Raw genomic sequence first — 1,699 nt, 5'->3', positions numbered from 1 at the left:
GCAATTATTAAGTCATGCCAAAGCTCAAAGGGCGATCTTGAGCCTTTCCGTATACAAGGAAAATCAGGCTAGTTATCAGTTCTATTTGTCTCAAGGTTTTGCAGTCGTAAGTGAGCAACTGGACGAGCATACGGGACACCCAGAGTACACAATGAGTTCGGGCACATAACAAGGCGTTTAAGACGGATTCACAACGCTTGGCGACTTCAGTTCAAGTTAGCTTAAGTGTTTAAGGTACAATGGTTTAGGTTTGGTGGTTGGCGTTGTTCACCACTTAACGCGGCGTTAGGGCACAGGGCGAAATGGACAGAATCATAGAATTAATCAAACAAGATCCAGTTAGAGTTAACGCTTTGAAGTGTGTATCTCAACTGGGTTTACCTCAATGCTATATTGCAGCAGGTTTTGTCCGAAATCTTGTGTGGGACGCATTACATGGTTTTCAGGTGGCGACACCATTGAATGATGCTGATGTTATCTATTTCGCACCTGACGAGCGAGATCCTAATGCATATTTATACTATGAAGCTCAGCTTAAACAGGTAATGCCGGAAATTAACTGGCAAGTTCGAAATCAGGCAATAATGCACACTCGCAATGGTGACTTACCTTATACAAGTTCACTGGACGCTATGAGCTACTGGCCAGAGAAAGAAACGGCAATTGGTATCCGACAAGTTGTTCCCGAAAAGTACGAATGCATATCAGCTTTTGGGTATGAATCATTATTTGGTTACTGTGTCACACATAACCCGAAAAGGTCACAAGAAACGTTTAAAAGTCGTGTAAATTCAAAGGGGTGGTTAGTAAAGTGGTCATCTTTGAGAATAGTGCCCTAACAAACAATTTAAGAGTGACTCCTAACGCTTGACGATTTTACTCCGATTTGAATTTTGTGTTTACGGTGCAATGGTTTAGTTTGGGTGTTATAGCGTTGTCGCACCTTAATTGGGCGTTATAAGGCTTGTAGAAATATGGAACTAAATTGTCTAATTGATTCAGAGTTACTCTCGCTTAATCAAAGTTTTGATGATACCTATATCGAAATGCTATTCCTTTTAGAGTCCGATCAGAAGGTCAAACTCTTTGTCAGTAATAAGCAAGGTAAAACGATATCTGTTCGTTTTAAGGGAATGCAGCTATCTGCTAAAAAGACGACTTTAAATGACATACCGACATTAGGTGAAGTTGAAGGAGTATCTTATTTGCAAGGCTCCCTTTCTTTAGAAGGTGACTTTGGATTAATTGAAGTCGATGGTCACGATATGGTCCTTGAGTCCGCCTTATAACAAAGCATTTAAGACGGATTCCCAACGGTCGGCATTTTTGGTTCGCTTCAACTTTGGTGTTTACGGCACAATACTTTAGGTTCAGTGGTCTGCGTTGCTCACCACTTAATGCGGCGTTAACTGTATTTGGAGAAAATAATTGGCTGATTACATAAATAAAAACATCTTAAGTCAGGCTTACATACACATCGAGCCTCAGAAACTTAAATCAAAAGAGGAATTAGCACAATTTAAGGTGGAGCTTGAGGCATTTGCTCGTCAAAGGATTGGCTTTTTCTTATCTCCAGATTTACCAATAGAAATTGAGTTTGAAGAAGGCTCTTTAATCGCAAGAATCACTGTACTTGGTACGATCAGCGTACTTTTCCAATTTATCTCGGGTTACAAGGACTTTCGAGAAGGGAGAAGGA

Annotated in this window: 3 protein-coding genes and 1 pseudogene; all 4 read left to right on the top strand. The window is 40.5% G+C overall.

What is annotated here, in order from left to right; translation table 11 throughout:
• Positions 1-169, top strand: a 169-nt coding sequence (locus tag L4C39_RS20045) for a GNAT family protein (RefSeq protein ID WP_489686406.1), incomplete at its 5' end; no start/stop codon positions are given.
• 133 nt (positions 170-302) lie between these two features.
• On the top strand, positions 303-839 hold the full coding sequence (locus tag L4C39_RS20040) for a nucleotidyltransferase family protein (protein ID WP_429747753.1): 537 nt from the start codon (positions 303-305) through the stop codon (positions 837-839).
• Positions 840-974: 135 nt separating this feature from the next.
• Entirely contained in the window at positions 975-1,289 is a 315-nt protein-coding gene (locus L4C39_RS20035) for a hypothetical protein (RefSeq protein WP_429747751.1), read from the top strand.
• 139 nt (positions 1,290-1,428) lie between these two features.
• Positions 1,429-1,699, top strand: a pseudogene (locus L4C39_RS20030) (hypothetical protein); the annotation flags it as partial.

This window comes from Vibrio clamense (genome assembly GCF_050337905.1).
GTDB classification, from domain to species: domain Bacteria; phylum Pseudomonadota; class Gammaproteobacteria; order Enterobacterales; family Vibrionaceae; genus Vibrio; species Vibrio cortegadensis.
This window is presented reverse-complemented; position numbering and strand designations above follow the sequence as displayed.